The organism is Streptomyces sp. NPDC055506 (assembly GCF_053643595.1).
On sequence record NZ_JBSHKH010000042.1, the window covers coordinates 1 to 16,292 of the forward strand.

Below are 16,292 nucleotides of genomic sequence, written 5' to 3' on the forward strand. Positions count from 1 at the left end.
CCCCGCAACAGGGGTCGGGCGGCGGCTTCCGTCGTCCCCGGCCAAACCCCACGGCCCTGTAACGGAGTTCCGGCGACCGTGTAACAGTCAGCCGACGGAATTCTTACCCGCTTCTCACCTATTGAGCACCTGATCACCCCTCGGCATACTTCCTTTTCCGGGGGGTGTACGGCCATGCGTACGAGACCACCCCCGGCCGGGTGAACGGGGAATTCACCTGGTTCTTCTGCAAGGGGGAATCTTGCGCAGACAAGTGAAAAAGGCGTGCGCGGCCACGGTCGCCACAGCGGCGGCCGTGGCCCTGGCGGCGGGAATGACCAGCCCGGCGTCGGCGAACGGCGAGCAGACGGCCGCGGCCTCCAAGCCCACCTCGCTCACGGCCAAGCACCGCATCACGCTGATCACCGGCGACCGGGTCGTCCTGGACGCCAAGGGGCGCGTCGTCGGCCTGGAACGGGCCAAGGGACGCGAGGACATTCCCGTCCAGGTCCGCAAGCTCGACGGCCACACCCTGGTGATCCCCGCCGACGCGGCCCGCCTGGTCGCCACCGGCAAGCTCGACCAGCGGCTCTTCGACATCACCGAGCTCAACAAGTCCACGACCCGCAAGGCCCAGAAGAAGGGCCTGAAGGTCATCGTCGGCTACCAGGGCAGCGCCACGGCCGCCAAGGCCGACGTCCGCGACGCGGGCACGCTGAGCCACTCGCTGAAGTCCGTGAACGCGGACGCGGTGCAGACGCCCAAGGAGGACACGCCCGAACTGTGGGACGCGGTCACCAACGGCGACAAGACCGCCTCCGGTATCGCGCACGTCTGGCTCGACGGTGTCCGCAAGGCCAGCCTCGACAAGTCCGTCGCGCAGATCGGCACCCCCAAGGCGTGGTCGGCGGGGTATGACGGCAAGGGCGTGAAGATCGCCGTCCTGGACACCGGTGTCGACGCCACCCACGCCGACCTCAAGGGCCAGGTGATCGACGCCAAGAACTTCACCACCTCGCCCGACACGACCGACAAGGTCGGCCACGGCACGCACGTCGCCTCGATCGCCGCGGGCACCGGCGCGAAGTCCGGCGGCAAGTACAAGGGCGTCGCGCCCGGTGCGAAGATCCTCAACGGCAAGGTGCTCGACGACGGCGGCTTCGGCAGCGACTCCGAGGTCCTCGCCGGCATCGAGTGGGCCGCCGCCGAGGGCGCCGACGTCGTCAACATGAGCCTGGGCGGCGGCGACACGCCCGCGATCGACCCGCTGGAAGCGGCGGTGAACAAGCTGTCCGAGGAGAAGGGCATCTTGTTCGCCATCGCCGCCGGCAACGAGGGCGACTTCGGCGAGCAGACCATCGGCTCCCCGGGCAGCGCCGCCGCGGCCCTGACCGTCGGCGCGGTCGACGACAAGGACGTGCTGGCCCCCTTCTCCAGCCGCGGCCCCGGCATGGACGGCGCCCTCAAGCCCGATGTGACCGCGCCCGGCGTGGACATCACGGCGGCAGCCGCCCCGGGCAGCCAGATAGCCCAGGAGGTCGGCGAGAACCCGGCCGGGTACATGTCGATCTCCGGTACGTCGATGGCCACCCCGCATGTCGCGGGCGCGGCGGCGATCCTCAAGCAGCAGCACCCGACGTGGAAGTACGCCGAGCTGAAGGGCGCCCTCACCGGCTCCACCAAGGGCGGCAAGTACACCCCGTTCCAGCAGGGTTCGGGCCGTATCCAGGTCGACCAGGCCATCAAGCAGTCCGTGGTGGCCGAGCCGGGCTCGGTGAGCTTCGGCGTCCAGCAGTGGCCGCACACCGACGACAAGCCGGTCACCAAGGAGCTGACGTACCGCAACCTCGGTACGAAGGACGTCACGCTGAAGCTGGCGTCGACCGCCACCAACCCCAAGGGCCAGGCCGTCCCGGCCGGCTTCTTCAAGCTCGGCGCCACCTCGGTGACCGTCCCGGCCGGCGGCAAGGCCTCGGTCCCGTTCACCGTCGACACCAAGCTGGGCGGCACGGTCGACGGCGCGTACTCGGCGTACGTGACGGCGACGGGCGGCGGCCAGACCGTGCGGACGGCGGCGGCGGTGCAGCGCGAGGTGGAGTCGTACGACGTCACGCTGAAGGTCCTCGACCGTGACGGCAAGCCCGCCAAGAACTACTCCGCCGACCTGGCCGGCATGTCCGGCCTGGGCAACGGCAAGTTCTTCACGCCGTACGACGCGGACGGCACCGTCACCGCCCGTCTGCCCAAGGGCGGCTACGTCCTGAACTCGAACGTCTACGTGAGCGACGACCCGGAGAAGTTCGAGGGCGCCGACTGGCTGGCCCAGCCGCAGCTGAACGTCACCAAGAACACGACGATCACGCTGGACGCCCGCAAGGCCAAGCCGGTGAACATCACCGTGCCGGACGCCGCCGCCAAGCCGGAGTTCGCCTCGGCCGACTACATGGTCGAGGCGGGGGACTCCAGCATCGGCTTCGGCTGGTGGCTGGACTCGTACGCCGACCTCCGTACCGCGCACGTCGGCCCGCAGGTCACCGGCGCCACGGTGACCCAGCAGTGGGACGGTCACTGGAGCAAGGGCGACAAGGAGCAGTACGACGTCACCGGCGGCGGTCCCGTCAAGCAGCTCGCCACCGGCTACACCAAGCACTACAAGGCGAGCGAGCTCGCCACGGTGAAGACGGGCCTCGGCGCCGCGGCGAGCGGCAAGAAGGGCTCGATCAACGCCGTGGGCTGGCTGCCGTGGAGCAGCGGCGCCTCCTCGATCGGCTTCGAGCAGGCCCTGCCGGGCACGCGGACACTGCACCTGTCCACCCTGGGCGGCGTGAAGTGGGACTTCGAGTTCGCCCAGAACGGCGGTGTCGACGCCGACGGCTTCCCGATCTTCGAGGCCGGCTACTCGCTGGACGGCCAGAAGTTCACCGGCGGCAAGAGCTACTCGAAGACGTTCAACACCGCCGTCTTCGGGCCGCGCATCAACGCAGACTTCGGTCTGTTCCGTGAGGGCAACCAGATCCACGGCTCCGTGCCGCTGTTCGCCGACGGCAAGGGCGCCCCGGGCTCCTCGGTGTTCACCTCGGCGAACACGACCCTCTACCGCAACGGCACCAAGGTCGGCAGCAACGACGACCCGCTGTCCGGCGGCGAGGCGTTCAAGGTCCCGGCCGGGGACGCCGAGTACAAGCTGACGACGTCGGTCAAGCGCAGTGTCAAGGTCGCTGCGGCCTCCACCCGCATCGACGCGAGCTGGACGTTCCGCTCGAAGAAGACCACGGACCTCAAGCAGCTGCCCGCCTCCACGGCCCGCTTCAACGCGGTCACGGGCCTGGACAGCAAGGTCCCGGCCGGCAAGACGGTCAGCGTCCCGGTCACCGTCGAGGGCGCGGCCAAGGGCAGCAACCTGAAGTCGCTTTCGGTGTACGTGTCGTACGACTACGGCAAGACCTGGAAGAAGCTCACCGTCAAGGACGGCAAGGTCAGCGTCAAGAACCCGGAGAAGGGGAAGGCCATCTCCTTCCACGCCAAGATCGCCGACAAGAAGGGCAACAAGTCGACGATCTCGATCTACAACGCGTACTACGGCAAGTGAGTACCCGTTAGCGGGCGGCCCGTCGGAAGCCTCGGTTTCCGGCGGGCCGTTCGTGTGGGTCAGGCCGGTGTCAGGCCCGTGCCAGGCCCGTGTCAGGCCGGTGGTGCCGAGCTTCCGGCCCCCGCACGGGTCGCGTCCGCCCCCCAGCTCGCCAGCAGGCGCAGGGCCTGGGCCGACGGGGTGTCCGGTTCCGCGTGGAACGTGATCAGGGACTGCTCGGCGTCGTCGACCAGGCGGAACGTCTCGAAGGACAGGGTCAGGTCGCCGACCAGCGGGTGCCGCAGGCGCTTGACGCCGTAGCTCTTCTCCTTGACGTCGTGGGCGGCCCAGAGGCGGCGGAACTCCTCGCTCTTCACCGACAGTTCGCCGATCAGCGCCGACAGCTGCGGGTCGTCCGGGTGGCAGCCCGCGTCCATGCGCAGGTAGCCGACCATGTCCTTGGCCTTCTGGTCCCACTCGACGAACAGGTCGCGGTACCCGGGCCGCAGGAACACCAGCCGCGCCCAGTTCCGCTCCGGCGCCGGCAGCTCCGCCCAGTCGCCGAAGAGAGCCGCGGCCATCCGGTTCCACGCCAGGACGTCCGAGCGGCGCCCCACGATGTACGCCGGGACGGTGTCGATCGAGTCCAGCAGATGCCGCAGCGCCGGCCGCACCTGCTGGGTGCGCGCCACCGGCTTCTTCTTGTGCTGCTTCGGCTTCGCCAGGTGCGTCAGGTGGGCGTGCTCGGCGTCGCTCAGCCGCAGGGCGCGCGCGATCGCGTCCAGCACCTCCGCCGAGACGTTGCGCCCGTTGCCCTGTTCCAGCCGTGTGTAGTACGCCACGGACACCCCGGCCAGCTGTGCCAGCTCCTCGCGGCGCAGCCCCGGCACGCGCCGCCGCCCGAAGTCGGGCAGCCCCACGTCCTCCGGCTTCAGCCGGGCACGCCGGGTGCGCAGGAACTCACTGAGCTCGGCACGCCGGTCCAGGCCCCCGCCGGGCTGCGATGCGGGCTCCTGTACGGGTTCGGGCTGTTCGTCCATGCCCTCCAGTATTCACGGTCGTACGCACACGAGCCTGACCCTGCCAGTGGTACGCACCGTGTGCGTACGCAAAACCGTGGTCTGGGTAGACGCTCGCGTTTTCGGCACGCTGGTGGTCGTGCCCGGTCAGAAGATCCAGAAGGCAGCCGGGCACGCAACCCCCGCTAGGAGAACCCCGGCATGACCACTGTCGCTGCGTACGCCGCACCCGCACCCAAGGCTCCGCTGGAGCGCACCACCATCGACCGCCGCGAGGTCCGCGAGTTCGATGTCCTGATCGACATCAAGTTCGCCGGCATCTGCCACTCCGACATCCACCAGGCCCGCGAGGGCTGGGGCGAGGCGATCTTCCCGATGGTCCCCGGCCACGAGATCGCCGGTGTCGTCACCGAGGTCGGCCCGGGCGTGACGAAGTTCGCCGTCGGCGACCGCGTGGGCGTCGGCTGCATGGTCGACTCCTGCCGCGAGTGCGAGAACTGCAAGGCCGGCCGCGAGCAGTACTGCGCCGAAGGCAACATCCAGACGTACAACGCCGTCGGCCGCGACGGCGAGCCCACCTACGGCGGCTACTCGCAGAAGGTCGTCGTCGACGAGAACTTCGTCGTCCGCATCCCCGACGGCCTCTCCCTCGACGTCGCCGCGCCGCTGCTGTGCGCCGGCATCACCCTCTACTCCCCGCTCAAGCGCTTCGGCGCCGGCCCCGGCAAGAAGGTCGCGATCCTCGGCCTGGGCGGCCTCGGCCACATGGGCGTGAAGATCGCCCACGCTCTCGGTGCCGAGGTGACCGTGCTGTCGCAGTCCCTGCGCAAGCAGGAGGACGGCCTGCGGCTGGGCGCCGACCACTACTACGCCACCAGCGACCCGAAGACCTTCGAGGAGCTGGCCGGCACGTTCGACCTGATCGTGTCCACGGTGTCGGCCCCGCTGGACTTCAACGCCTACCTGGCGCTGCTGAAGCCCGAGGGCACGCTGGCCAACGTCGGCGCGCCCGAGGAGCCGATCTCCCTCAACCTGTTCTCGGTGATCGGCGGCGGCAAGTCGCTCGCCGGTTCCATGATCGGCGGCATCCCGGAGACCCAGGAGATGCTGGACTTCTGCGCCGAGCACGGCCTCGGTGCCGAGATCGAGCTGATCCGCGGTGACCAGATCAACGAGGCGTACGAGCGGGTGCTGGGCAGCGATGTGCGGTACCGGTTCGTGATTGACACGGCGACGATCTGAGCCTGCCATGAGGGCCCCGGCGCACGTTGATCTGCGCCGGGGCCCTCGGCGTTGCGTATCGTGGGCAGGGAGGGGAGGCCCACCATGACCGTGCAGCTGAACCACACCATCGTCGTCGCGCACGACAAGCGCGCCTCGGCCCGGTTCCTCGCCGACATCCTGGGACTCGACGTGAGCCCGCCCTACGGCCCGTTCCTCCCGGTCGAGATCCCCAACGGTGTGACGCTCGACTACATGGACAGCCCCGGCGCCATCACACCGCAGCACTACGCCTTCCTCGTCTCGGAGGACGAGTTCGACGTGATCTTCGGCCGTATCCAGGAGGCCGGCCTGACGTACTGGGCGGACCCGTTCCACAGCCGTCCCGGCGAGATCAACCACAACGACGGCGGCCGGGGCGCGTACTTCGACGACCCCGACGGCCACCGACTGGAGATCATCACGCGGCCGTACGGCAGCGGCGGCTGATCTCCCTCTCGGCCCCCACGTCTGTCACATCTCCCCGCCGCCCTCCGTCATACCGGCGAAGGCGAATCGGAAGCCGACAGTCGGGGAGTAGTCATGACGTCATCCATCCTGGTCACCGGCGGTACGGGCACCCTCGGCGGCCATGTCGTCCCGCTGCTGCGCTCGGCCGGCCACGAGGTGCGGATCCTCAGCCGGAACCCCCGCCCCGCCGCGGACGGCATCGAGTACGTGACCGGCGATCTGCTGAAGGGCGAGGGAGTCGAGGCCGCTCTCGACGGCGCGGAGACCGTGCTGCATCTGGCGGGCGGTCCCAAGGGCGACGACGAGGCCACCCGCACTCTGGTGCGTGCCGCGTCCGGCGCCGGCGTACGGCACCTGGTCTACATCTCGGTCATCGGCGCGGACCGGGTGCCGCTGGCCTGGATGCGGACGAAGCTGGAGTCGGAGCGGGCCGTCGCCGACTCGGGCATCCCGTGGACGACCCTGCGCGCCGCCCAGTTCCACGACCTCGCGCTGACCATGGTCGAGAAGATGGCGAAGCTGCCGGTGTTCCCGGTCCCCGGCGGCCTGCGGCTCCAGCCGGTCGACTCCCGCGAAGTCGCCGCCCGCCTCGCGGAGCTGGCCCTCGGTGCCCCGGCCGGCCTCGTCCCCGACCTGACCGGGCCGCACGTCCACGGCCTCGCCGACCTGGCCCGCCCCTACCTCCGCCTTCGGGGGCGGAGGCGCCCGATGCTGCCGGTGCGCATCCCCGGGAAGGCCGGGCGGGCGTACCGGGCGGGGGCGAATCTCACCCTGCGGGGGGCGGAGGAGGGGAAGAGGACCTGGGAGGAGTTCCTTGCGGAGCGGCTGGGCTAGGGGGTTTCCGTGATTACCGGATTACCGGATTACCGGGACGCCGGCCGGTCCTGGTCGTCGAAGGTCCACACGGCACGTGGCCCCGGGCCGACGGCGAGGGTCGAGTGACCGATGCGCTCCTCGTGCCGGTACGACACCGGCCCGTTCAGAGACATCTCGACCTGCCGCAGGCCCACCTGGTCGAGGGGCACCGCGTCGAAGCGGAGTGTGGTGCCGCCGCCCTTCGCGACGACGCCCCCGTCCGCAACGGAACGCACGGCGAACCCGCCGGCCTTCAGCAGTGGCACGGTGTTGGCGAGGTCGCGTGCGGTCACCGCGAGCCGGATGCCGGTCACGTCCCGCATCAGGTGGTCGCGGTAGGCGTCGGGCAGATAGCGCTCCCGGCCCACGTCACCGGGGTGTGCGGCGGGCTCGGTCTTGCCGCGCGGGTCGGCGAAGTACTCCGGCCGGTACTCCATGCCCCAAGTGCCGAAGAGGTCGTACTGGTCGGTGGTGAAGACCGCGTCGAACCACGGCACGGGGACGCCGTCGCCGAAGTCGCGCGTCTGCCGGAACTCGACGGGGTCGCTGATCCCCTGCTCGCGCAGCCGCGCGAGCACCGTCAGCAGGTCGCCCTTCAGCTCGGTCGAGACGCCCATGCCGGCGGAGCCGAGGGTGCCGTCCTTGCCGGGCAGGTCGCCGACGCCGAACAGTTCGAGGTAGGTCTCGCGCCCCATCAGATAGCGGCCGGTCCAGGTCTGCCCGCCGGAACCGGTCGTGGTGCGCACCTGGAAGTCGGCGAACTCACGCAGATAGGCGGAGTGTTCGATGGCGTCGGCGGTCTCCCGGTCCAGGATGCCGTAGGCGTGGTTGTAGAACAGCAATTGCCGTCCGGCGTCTCCGGTCCGCGCCGAACTCACCCCGCCCTGGACCGCCCCCGCGAGGGCCAGAGTGACGACCATGATCACCTGTAACGCTCGTCTGAGAACCATGCGAAGGAGCGTAGAGCGGGAGGAATCGGTTCCGCTGGGGATTCCGGCGCTGTCCGGGGCGCCTTGTCAGGGACCCTTGGTCAAGGGCTCTTGGTCAAGGGCCCTTGGCCGGGGGACTCCTGCCCGCCCTGGTCGAGCCGGAACGGCGGGTACTGGTCGGTCAGCAGGGCGGCGTAGGCGGTCACCCGCGCGCACCAGCGGGCGAGGCCCAGCAGGAAGTCGAAGAGGTGCCGTGGATAGCGGGCGGTGAACAGCAGGATGACCACCGCGACCAGGGAGAGCCAGGTCATCAGCCCACCGCCCCGCCAGCCGCCCCCGTCGTGCCAGCCCGAGCCCCAGCCACCGCCCACGAACATCGCTACGACGATGTACTGCGGGATCGCCAGCAGCCACCACTTCACCAGGACCAGTCCGCGCGACAGCCGCTCGGGATAGACGACGTCGAAGCGCGCCGGATAGTCGGGCACGTCGGCGAGGGTGAACGGCGGGTAGCGGTCGGTGCCGAGCGCGGTGTGGGCGTAGTAGGTGACCCGCCAGTTCCAGCGCAGCACGCCGACGCTGAAGTCGAAGAGGGACCGGGGGTACCGGGCGGTGAACAGGATGGCGAAGAACGCGATGACCGTCACGACCGCGAACGCGATCCACAGGAAGAACAGCACGATGTAGTGCGGAATGGCGAGCAGCCACTTCACCAGCCACAGCCATCGGGACAGCCGGGGGTCGACAGACGCCTCGATGCGCACGGGCGACGCGGTGACAGGGTGCATGTGGCGGAACTCCTCTCGCCTGCAGATTCGCAAGCGAGGAGGAGCCCCGCGACCTGGGCGGGGCCGTTCGCGCGTCCGGGGCCGTTCGCGCGTCCGGGACCAGTCGCGCGTCCAGGACCGGTCGCGCGCCCGGGGCGGTTACGTCGGCACGGGGGCGGTGGTGTCCGGCTCGTCGGTGCCGTCCGGCTCCCGTGGCGGGTCGCTGAGCTGCTCGCGCACGTAGTTCCACACCACGGCGATCAGCGCGGCGATGGGGACGGCGAGCAGACTGCCCACAATGCCGGCCAGACTGCCGCCCAACGTCACGGCCAGCAGCACCACGGCCGCGTGGAGGCCGAGCCCACGACTCTGGATCATGGGCTGGAAGACGTTCCCCTCGAGCTGCTGCACCACCACGATGATGGCCAGCACGATCAGCGCGTCCGTCAGGCCGTTGGAGACCAGCGCGATGAGGACCGCGACGAAACCGGCGAACAGGGCGCCGATGATCGGCACGAACGCGGAGACGAAGGTCAGCACCGCCAGCGGGAGCACCAGCGGCACGCCCAGGATCCACAGGCCCAGCCCGATCAGGACCGCGTCGAGCATGCCGACGGCCGCCTGGGACCGTACGAAGGAACCCAGGGTGGCCCAGCCGCGCGCGAACACGACCGGGACGTCGGTGGCGAACCGGCCCGGGAGCTGCCGGGACAGCCACGGGAGGAACTTCGGCCCGTCCTTGAGGAAGAAGAACATCAGGAACAGCGCGAGGACGGCGGTGACCACTCCGCTCACCACGGTGCTGACACCGGTGACGACCGTGCCGACCATGCTGCCCACGCCCTCCTGGGCACGGGCGACCGCGGTGTCGAACGCCTTGTTGATCTGGGCGTCACCGATGTTCAACGGCGGCCCGGCGGCCCACTCGCGCAGCCTCTGTATGCCCTCGACCACGCCGTCCGTCAGCTCACCGGACTGCGAGGCCACCGGCACCGCGATCAGCGCCACGACGCCCCCGGCGACCAGCAGGAACAGCACGGTCACCAGCGACGCGGCGAGCGCGGGCGGCCATCCACGACGACGCAGGGCACGGGCCGCGGGCCAGGTCAGCGTGGTCAGCAGCAGTCCGACGACGAGCGGCCACACCACCGACCACATCCGGCCGAGCAGCCACAGAGACACGGCCAGCATCACGAAGACCAGCAGCAACTCCGCGGACACCCGCGCGGACAGCCGCAGCGCGTGACGGGCTTTCGCCGAACTCAGGGTCGAACTCAAGGGGGCAGTCACGGAGGCACCCTATTGCCAGGGAGCCTCCGTGTATTCAGTGGTACCGGGGTTCAGCCCTCGGCCTTGGCCACACCGATCGGGCAGGACACGCCCGTGCCGCCGATGCCGCAGTATCCCGCCGGGTTCTTGTCCAGGTACTGCTGGTGGTAGCCCTCGGCCGGGTAGAAGGGGCGGTCCTGGGCGGGGGCGATCTCCGTGGTGATCTCGCCGTGGCCGGAGGACGTGAGGACCTTCTGGTACGACTCCCGGGAGGACTTGGCGGTCGCCGCCTGCTCGGGGGTGTGGGTGTAGACCGCCGAGCGGTACTGCGTGCCCACGTCGTTGCCCTGGCGGAAGCCCTGCGTCGGGTCGTGGGCCTCCCAGAACGTCTTCAGCAGGCGCTCGTACGAGATCAGCTTCGGGTCGAAGACCACGCGCACGACCTCCGTGTGGCCGGTCAGGCCCGAGCAGACCTCCTCGTACGTGGGGTTCTCCGTGTGGCCGCCCTGGTAGCCGGCCAGGGTCGTCCACACGCCCGCCGGGAGCTGCCAGAACTTGCGCTCGGCGCCCCAGAAGCAGCCCAGGCCGAAGTCGGCGACCTCCAGGCCCTCCGGGTAGGGGTCGAGCAGGGGGTTGCCGAGGACGGTGTGGCGGTCGGGGACCGTGAACGCCGGGACCGGGCGGCCGGGCAGTGCCTGCTCGGCGGACGGCAGCTGGGGCGTACGGCTGTGCAGGAACATGCGGTCTCCAATCGGGGCGACGCCGCGCCGGGGCGACGCTCCCTACAACGTGCGGCGGCCGGGGGGAATTCCGGCCGGTGCCCGGGCCTCAGTGCGGCAGGGTCGCCGGGCTGCCGCCGTTCGCCTCGTAGCCCGCCACCGCCAGCGCCCGGTACACCGCGAACTCCGCCGCCGGGTCCTCGGACAGGGTCCAGGGCAGGGCGCCGACGTGGCCGTCGATGTGTATCAGCTGGCTCATGGCCTCCGCCCAGCGCTCGCTGCGGACCAGGAAGAAGACCAGCAGGTGCCGGGCGTGCGCCAGCATCGGGTCGTCGGGGCGGGCCGAGTGCACCGCGTGCAGGGCGCCGTGCACCGCCTTCGTGACGACCTCGGACTGCCAGAAGCTGCTGACCAGGGTCACCTCGGGGAGGTGCTCGAACACCGCGAAGAGGGGCATCGCCGCCAGCAGGGAGCCCTGGGGCGCGCGGGCCGCGGCGGCCTCGGCGAACGAGTACGCCAGCTCACGCGAGCCGTGCCACTTCTCGCACCAGTAGTGCAGCGCGGCCAGATGCGCTCCCATGTGCGCCGGGTCGCGGTCCAGGATCTTCAGCCAGAGCTGCTCGAAGTCCTTCCGGGAGTAGCCGAGCCCGCGGGCCACCGACAGCTCGACGATGTACGGAATCGGATCGCCGGGGGAGAGCAGCGCCGCGTCGCCGCACGCCGACCTGGCCTCCTCCATGATGATCCGGAACTCGTCCGTCCCCGGCGTCGCCGTCCGCCACGCCTGCTGCACCAGGAACTCGGCCTGCACCGCCGCGCCGCCCGCGTCCTTGGGCGCCTCGGCCCGCCATACCCGCAGCCACTGCCCGCCCGGCGCCTCGCCGACCCCGCCGGGCCGCCGCGCGAGCTCCAGCGAGGCGGCACCCGCGAAGGCCTGGACGCGCTGCCAGCGCCGCTCGCCCTCCGTCTCCGTGCCCGCGAGGAGCTGCTGCGCCGCGCGGTAGTCCTGCGAGCGCTGCACCACGTCCAGGACGTCCAGCAGGTCCTGGTCGGGGCCGGGCATGCGGATGTCGAGCTCCTCCTCGCGGACGAAGCCGTAGTTCGCCGGGTCCGCGGCGTCCGGGTGGTCCGGCGAGACGAGTCCGACCGCGCCGCGCCTGCGCCGCAGGAAGGGGAGCAGCACGAAGCCCAGCATGACCAGCGCGATCAGGACCCAGAGAATCTCCATGCGACAAGCGAACCAGACCGCGCCGACAATTGGCCAACCTGCTCCCGGAACCTGTGGAAAACCCGGCCGAGCAGCCCTCCGCGGCCGTGTGGAAAAGGGCGGCGCCGGGCGCGCTTCGACTCGTACTCCGGCACTCTGCGCCTCGGCGCACTACCCTCGGTCCTCATGAGCGACAGGCACATCAGTCAGCACTTCGAGACGCTCGCGATCCACGCGGGCAATACCGCCGACCCCCTGACGGGCGCGGTCGTCCCGCCGATCTACCAGGTCTCGACCTACAAGCAGGACGGCGTCGGCGGCCTGCGCGGCGGCTACGAGTACAGCCGCAGCGCCAACCCCACCAGGACCGCGCTGGAGGAGAACCTCGCCGCCCTGGAGGGCGGCCGCCGCGGACTCGCGTTCGCGTCCGGGCTGGCGGCCGAGGACTGCCTGCTGCGTACGCTGCTCAGCCCCGGCGACCACGTGGTCATCCCCAACGACGCCTACGGCGGCACGTTCCGGCTGTTCGCCAAGGTCGTCGCCCGCTGGGGAGTGGAGTGGTCGGTCGCCGACACCAGCGACCCGGCGGCCGTACGGGCGGCCCTCACCCCGAAGACCAAGGTCGTGTGGGTGGAGACCCCCTCCAACCCGCTGCTCGGCATCACCGACATCGCCGCCGTCGCTCAGATCGCCCGGGACGCCGGCGCCCGCCTCGTCGTCGACAACACCTTCGCCACGCCCTACCTCCAGCAGCCGCTGGCGCTCGGCGCGGACGTCGTCGTGCACTCGCTGACCAAGTACATGGGCGGCCACTCGGACGTCGTCGGCGGCGCGCTGATCACCAGCGACGCGGACCTGGGCGAGGAGCTGACCTTCCACCAGAACGCGATGGGCGCTGTCGCCGGGCCCTTCGACTCCTGGCTGGTGCTGCGCGGCACCAAGACGCTCTCGGTCCGCATGGACCGGCACAGCGAGAACGCCGTCAAGGTCGCCGACATGCTCACCCGGCACGCGCGCGTGACGAGCGTGCTGTACCCGGGCCTGCCGGAGCACCCCGGCCACGAGATCGCCGCCAAGCAGATGAAGTCGTTCGGCGGCATGGTCTCGTTCCGTGTGGAGGGCGGCGAGGAGGCGGCCGTCGAGGTCTGCAACCGTGCCAAGGTGTTCACGCTGGGCGAGTCCCTGGGCGGCGTCGAGTCGCTCATCGAGCACCCCGGCCGTATGACGCACGCGTCCGCCGCCGGCTCGGCCCTCGAGGTCCCGGCCGACCTGGTCCGCCTGTCCGTCGGCATCGAGAACGCCGACGACCTGCTGGAGGACCTTCAGCAGGCGCTCGGCCGGTAATCCCCGGCCCTCAGGGTCACCAGCCGGTGAGGGGTGGAGTCGTGTCCGACGGCGGCTCCACCCACGGCTGGGCCGTCAGCGCCCAGACCGTGAACGCCACGGCCGCCGTGAGCAGCAGCAGCCACAGCAGCCTGCGGGCCAGCGTCCTGCGCCGCAGCATCCGGCCGCCCCGGCGCACCGCCTCCGAGTGGATCTCGGGCGGCACGGGCCGCGGCGCCTGCTCCATCAGCCGCCGCGCGGTCGCCTCGCGGTCGTTCCCGCTCATGACGGTCTCCGCTCGCCGGAACGGCTCATGACCATGACGGTCTCCGCTCGCCGGAAGGGCTCATGACGGCACCGCCTTCGCGGTCGTCACCGCCGGTGCGGGCCCCCGCGGCCGGTGCAGCAGGGTCGACGTCGCCCTGTGGCAGATGGCCCGTACGCGTTCCACGGACAGGCCGAGCAGGGCCGCCGTCTGCTCCTCGGCGACGCCCTCGTAGAGCCTGAGGACCAGGATCAGGCGTTCCTGCGGGGTGAGCGGAGCCAAAGGGCCGGCGGGGTGCGGCCGGGCGCGGCCGAGGCCGCCGTACCGGTGGTGCCAGGTGCCGCGCGCGAAGCGGGTGGCGAGGTACTGACGGGTGCGGTCGTACGGATCCTCGCCGCGCAGCCGGTCCCAGCACGCGTACGTGTGCGCCAGGGACAGGGTCAGCAGACGCCGCGCGCGCGGGTTGTCGTCCGGGGCCTCGGCGGTGAGCAGGGTGGCGGCCTGCAGCAGCCGCCCCGCCGCGCCCGCGACGAACGCCTCGAACTCCCGGGCTCGACGGGTCGCCTGGGACGCATGCCGTTGTCGCATCGCGCCTCCCGCCCGCCGGCGATCCTGAGGATGCGGGCCCGGCCGCGTACGCCTGTACGACAGGACCCGGTCTCATATCAGGCCAGGGCCGGCCCCGCGGTCAAGAGCCGCGCACGGTCCGCGCTCAGGACTGCGGCTGGGTCTCCGGCCCCGGCACCCCCGGCACCGCCATCCGGGCGGACAGCGCGCTGTTGAAGCGCGTGAGCAGCGAGCAGAACGCCTCGCGCTCCTCCGGCTCCCACTCCTCGGTCAGCTCGGCCATCAACTGCCGCCGCGACGAGCGCACTTCCTCCAGCCGGGCCTGCCCGCGCGGGGACAGCTGGAGCACCACCGCACGTCCGTCCTCGGGGTGCGAGGTGCGCTTGACCAGGCCGGTGTCGACCAGCGGAGCCACCTGCCGGGTGACCGTCGACGAGTCGATCCCCATGCTCGCGGCGAGCGCCTTGACGCCCATCGGGCCTTCCTTGTCGAGACGGTTGAGCAGCAGGTACGCGGCGCGGTCCATGGAGTTGCGCACCTGCCCGACTCCGCCGAGCCGGGTCTGTTCGGCACGGCGGGCGAACAGCGCCACCTCGTGCTGCAGCGTGTCGAGAAGACCGGTGTCACCGACGGTCGTCATGTCCATCGACATTTCAGGTGTTGTGGGCATGGCCGGGGGCTCACTTCGTGGAGGGCTGGCTGATTGGGGGACAGGGTACGCGGCTGGGGGGCGGGTCGTACCGGCGCTTCACAAAGCGGGTCTCGGAGGTTGGTCACAACCGTCGTTCCCGCCTGTGAACTGCGATGCTGGGTGTCATGAGCTACAGCACGGCTGACTCCTTGCGCCCCGTCACCCTCGACGATGTGCGCGGCGCCCAGAAGATGCTCTCGGGTGTGGCGCGGGTGACCGCGATGGAAGGCAGCAGGCATCTGTCCCAGATGGTCGGCGCGCCGGTGCACCTCAAGTGCGAGAACCTCCAGCGGACCGGTTCCTTCAAGCTGCGCGGCGCATACGTCCGGATCGCCGGTCTGCTGCCCGAGGAGCGCGCCGCCGGTGTCGTCGCCGCGAGCGCCGGCAACCACGCGCAGGGCGTCGCCCTGGCGTCCTCGCTGCTCGGTGTGCGCTCCACGGTGTTCATGCCGAAGGGCGCCCCGCTGCCCAAGGTCAGCGCCACCCGGGACTACGGGGCCGAGGTGCGGCTGCACGGTCAGGTGGTCGACGAGACGCTGGCCGCCGCGCAGGAGTACGCGGCCGAGACGGGCGCGGTGTTCATCCACCCCTTCGACCACCCCGACATCATCGCGGGCCAGGGCACGGTGGGCCTGGAGATCCTCGAGCAGTGCCCCGAGGCGGGCACGATCGTCGTCGGCATCGGCGGGGGCGGTCTCGCCGCCGGGATCGCGGTGGCGGTGAAGGCCCTGCGGCCCGACCTCAGGATCGTGGGCGTCCAGGCGGAGGGCGCGGCGGCCTACCCGCCCTCACTGGCGGCGGGGCGGCCCGTGTCGGTCGAGAACCCGGCGACGATGGCCGACGGCATCAAGGTCGGACGGCCCGGCGACGTGCCGTTCGGGCTGGTGGGCGAGCTGGTCGACGAGGTGCGCACGGTCAGCGAGGACGAGCTGTCCGCCGCGCTGCTGCTGTGCCTGGAGCGGGCCAAGCTGGTCGTGGAGCCCGCCGGGGCGAGCCCGGTCGCGGCGCTGCTGAGCGAGCCCGGAGCCTTCGAGGGGCCGGTCGTCGCGGTGCTCTCGGGCGGCAACGTCGACCCGGTGCTGATGGAGCGGGTGCTGCGGCACGGCATGGCCGCGCAGGGCCGCTACCTGGCCGTCCGGCTGCGGCTGACCGACCGTCCCGGCGCTCTCGCCACACTTCTGGGCGCGTTGTCAGTGGTGGACGCTAACGTCCTCGATGTGAGCCATGTACGGACCGACCCACGGCTCGGGCTCACGGAGGCGGAGGTCGAGCTGCACCTGGAGACGAAGGGCCCGGCGCACTGCGTCGAGGTCGGCCAGGCGCTCCGCGAGGCGGGCTACACGGTCATGAACTGATCCGCCGCCGGAGCCGGCCAAGATCCCTTTTTCTCACGGAACGCGACA

At 70.9% G+C, this 16,292-nt stretch carries 15 protein-coding genes; 6 read left to right on the forward strand and 9 right to left on the reverse strand.

Going from position 1 to position 16,292, the window contains the following annotated elements; all coding sequences use genetic code 11:
* Positions 1-253 precede the first annotated feature (253 nt).
* Positions 254-3,568 (forward strand): S8 family peptidase, encoded by a 3,315-nt coding sequence (locus ACWIF2_RS18025; RefSeq protein ID WP_454361532.1) that lies wholly within the window; start codon positions 254-256, stop codon positions 3,566-3,568.
* A 92-nt stretch (positions 3,569-3,660) separates the two neighbouring features.
* On the opposite strand, the gene ACWIF2_RS18030 is transcribed toward ACWIF2_RS18025, so the two are convergent.
* Positions 3,661-4,587 (reverse strand): helix-turn-helix domain-containing protein, encoded by a 927-nt coding sequence (locus ACWIF2_RS18030; RefSeq protein WP_454361469.1) that lies wholly within the window; start codon positions 4,585-4,587, stop codon positions 3,661-3,663.
* 180 nt (positions 4,588-4,767) lie between these two features.
* On the opposite strand from ACWIF2_RS18030, the gene ACWIF2_RS18035 reads away from it, so the two are divergent.
* The 3 genes from ACWIF2_RS18035 to ACWIF2_RS18045 all read left to right on the forward strand — a co-directional run bounded on the left by ACWIF2_RS18035 (position 4,768) and on the right by ACWIF2_RS18045 (position 7,131).
* Positions 4,768-5,808, forward strand: a complete 1,041-nt coding sequence (locus ACWIF2_RS18035; RefSeq protein ID WP_454361471.1) for an NAD(P)-dependent alcohol dehydrogenase — start codon at positions 4,768-4,770, stop codon at positions 5,806-5,808.
* Between the two features lie 84 nt (positions 5,809-5,892).
* A complete protein-coding gene (locus tag ACWIF2_RS18040; RefSeq protein WP_454361473.1) occupies positions 5,893-6,276 on the forward strand; it encodes a VOC family protein in 384 nt (127 codons plus the stop codon).
* Between the two features lie 93 nt (positions 6,277-6,369).
* Positions 6,370-7,131, forward strand: a complete 762-nt coding sequence (locus ACWIF2_RS18045) for an SDR family oxidoreductase (protein ID WP_454361474.1) — start codon at positions 6,370-6,372, stop codon at positions 7,129-7,131.
* A 29-nt stretch (positions 7,132-7,160) separates the two neighbouring features.
* Here ACWIF2_RS18045 and ACWIF2_RS18050 read toward each other — a convergent pair whose 3' ends face one another.
* From ACWIF2_RS18050 to ACWIF2_RS18070, 5 genes are all read right to left on the reverse strand, one after another.
* A complete protein-coding gene (locus tag ACWIF2_RS18050; protein ID WP_454361476.1) occupies positions 7,161-8,102 on the reverse strand; it encodes a DUF5829 family protein in 942 nt (313 codons plus the stop codon).
* Between the two features lie 80 nt (positions 8,103-8,182).
* Positions 8,183-8,869 (reverse strand): DUF4389 domain-containing protein, encoded by a 687-nt coding sequence (locus ACWIF2_RS18055; protein WP_454361478.1) that lies wholly within the window; start codon positions 8,867-8,869, stop codon positions 8,183-8,185.
* Between the two features lie 138 nt (positions 8,870-9,007).
* Positions 9,008-10,114, reverse strand: coding sequence for an AI-2E family transporter (locus ACWIF2_RS18060; protein WP_454361533.1), 1,107 nt, complete (start codon positions 10,112-10,114; stop codon positions 9,008-9,010).
* 74 nt (positions 10,115-10,188) lie between these two features.
* Positions 10,189-10,857, reverse strand: coding sequence for a peptide-methionine (S)-S-oxide reductase MsrA (gene msrA, locus ACWIF2_RS18065; RefSeq protein WP_454361480.1), 669 nt, complete (start codon positions 10,855-10,857; stop codon positions 10,189-10,191).
* An 88-nt stretch (positions 10,858-10,945) separates the two neighbouring features.
* Complete coding sequence (locus tag ACWIF2_RS18070) at positions 10,946-12,064, reverse strand: hypothetical protein (protein ID WP_454361482.1); 1,119 nt, start codon at positions 12,062-12,064, stop codon at positions 10,946-10,948.
* 165 nt (positions 12,065-12,229) lie between these two features.
* Here ACWIF2_RS18070 and ACWIF2_RS18075 point away from each other — a divergent pair, with 165 nt between their 5' ends.
* Entirely contained in the window at positions 12,230-13,387 is a 1,158-nt protein-coding gene (locus tag ACWIF2_RS18075; protein ID WP_454361483.1) for a cystathionine gamma-synthase, read from the forward strand.
* Between the two features lie 16 nt (positions 13,388-13,403).
* Here ACWIF2_RS18075 and ACWIF2_RS18080 read toward each other — a convergent pair whose 3' ends face one another.
* The 3 genes from ACWIF2_RS18080 to ACWIF2_RS18090 all read right to left on the reverse strand — a co-directional run bounded on the left by ACWIF2_RS18080 (position 13,404) and on the right by ACWIF2_RS18090 (position 14,850).
* Positions 13,404-13,652 carry a hypothetical protein gene (locus ACWIF2_RS18080; RefSeq protein WP_454361485.1) on the reverse strand — a complete coding sequence of 83 codons (249 nt, stop codon included), beginning with the start codon at positions 13,650-13,652 and terminating at the stop codon, positions 13,404-13,406.
* Between the two features lie 60 nt (positions 13,653-13,712).
* Entirely contained in the window at positions 13,713-14,219 is a 507-nt protein-coding gene (locus ACWIF2_RS18085; RefSeq protein WP_454361487.1) for a sigma factor-like helix-turn-helix DNA-binding protein, read from the reverse strand.
* Positions 14,220-14,343: 124 nt separating this feature from the next.
* On the reverse strand, positions 14,344-14,850 hold the full coding sequence (locus ACWIF2_RS18090) for a MarR family transcriptional regulator (protein WP_382490749.1): 507 nt from the start codon (positions 14,848-14,850) through the stop codon (positions 14,344-14,346).
* A gap of 164 nt (positions 14,851-15,014) precedes the next feature.
* Here ACWIF2_RS18090 and ilvA point away from each other — a divergent pair, with 164 nt between their 5' ends.
* Positions 15,015-16,244 carry a threonine ammonia-lyase gene (gene ilvA, locus ACWIF2_RS18095; protein WP_454361488.1) on the forward strand — a complete coding sequence of 410 codons (1,230 nt, stop codon included), beginning with the start codon at positions 15,015-15,017 and terminating at the stop codon, positions 16,242-16,244.
* The last annotated feature ends 48 nt before the right edge of the window (positions 16,245-16,292 follow it).

Excerpts from the sequence above, each read along its gene's own strand:
- ACWIF2_RS18030 (WP_454361469.1), bottom strand. The coding sequence starts at position 4,587 with ATGGACGAACAGCCCGAACCCGTACAGGAGCCCGCATCGCAGCCCGGC.
- ACWIF2_RS18035 (WP_454361471.1), top strand. The coding sequence starts at position 4,768 with ATGACCACTGTCGCTGCGTACGCCGCACCCGCACCCAAGGCTCCGCTG.
- ACWIF2_RS18040 (WP_454361473.1), top strand. The coding sequence starts at position 5,893 with ATGACCGTGCAGCTGAACCACACCATCGTCGTCGCGCACGACAAGCGC.
- ACWIF2_RS18045 (WP_454361474.1), top strand. The coding sequence starts at position 6,370 with ATGACGTCATCCATCCTGGTCACCGGCGGTACGGGCACCCTCGGCGGC.
- ACWIF2_RS18050 (WP_454361476.1), bottom strand. The coding sequence starts at position 8,102 with ATGGTTCTCAGACGAGCGTTACAGGTGATCATGGTCGTCACTCTGGCC.
- ACWIF2_RS18055 (WP_454361478.1), bottom strand. The coding sequence starts at position 8,869 with ATGCACCCTGTCACCGCGTCGCCCGTGCGCATCGAGGCGTCTGTCGAC.
- msrA (WP_454361480.1), bottom strand. The coding sequence starts at position 10,857 with ATGTTCCTGCACAGCCGTACGCCCCAGCTGCCGTCCGCCGAGCAGGCA.
- ACWIF2_RS18070 (WP_454361482.1), bottom strand. The coding sequence starts at position 12,064 with ATGGAGATTCTCTGGGTCCTGATCGCGCTGGTCATGCTGGGCTTCGTG.
- ACWIF2_RS18075 (WP_454361483.1), top strand. The coding sequence starts at position 12,230 with ATGAGCGACAGGCACATCAGTCAGCACTTCGAGACGCTCGCGATCCAC.
- ACWIF2_RS18080 (WP_454361485.1), bottom strand. The coding sequence starts at position 13,652 with ATGAGCGGGAACGACCGCGAGGCGACCGCGCGGCGGCTGATGGAGCAG.
- ACWIF2_RS18085 (WP_454361487.1), bottom strand. The coding sequence starts at position 14,219 with ATGCGACAACGGCATGCGTCCCAGGCGACCCGTCGAGCCCGGGAGTTC.
- ACWIF2_RS18090 (WP_382490749.1), bottom strand. The coding sequence starts at position 14,850 with ATGTCGATGGACATGACGACCGTCGGTGACACCGGTCTTCTCGACACG.
- ilvA (WP_454361488.1), top strand. The coding sequence starts at position 15,015 with ATGAGCTACAGCACGGCTGACTCCTTGCGCCCCGTCACCCTCGACGAT.